Here is a 260-nt window from a genome sequence, read left to right as displayed (position 1 = left end):
GCAAATAAACAAAGCAATAAATAGTGTTGCTATAGTCATTATTTCGCGTCCTTATCATTTTGTTGTTGTTCTGATGATGTGGATAGCGCAGCTTCATCGATTAAATGCATGCTGTCTTTTGCTTCATCGGCCAGTTGGAAACCAACAGCTTTATTGCGCAAAATAGCGATAAACAATTCAATAAAACGCCAAGTGAGCATTGAAAACCCGATAATTAAAATGCTTTGAGATAACCAAATAGGAACTGCACCGTCTTCTAC

At 37.3% G+C, this 260-nt stretch carries 1 pseudogene; it reads right to left on the bottom strand.

Annotated features, from left to right (window positions below):
- Positions 1–38: 38 nt before the first annotated feature.
- Positions 39–260 (bottom strand): annotated as a pseudogene (locus tag AAEY78_RS13750) (hypothetical protein); the annotation flags it as partial.

Source organism: Psychrobacter sp. 16-MNA-CIBAN-0192 (genome assembly GCF_040309565.1).
GTDB lineage: Bacteria > Pseudomonadota > Gammaproteobacteria > Pseudomonadales > Moraxellaceae > Psychrobacter.
Note: the sequence above shows the minus strand (reverse complement) of the source record. Positions and strands in the feature narration are given on the sequence as shown.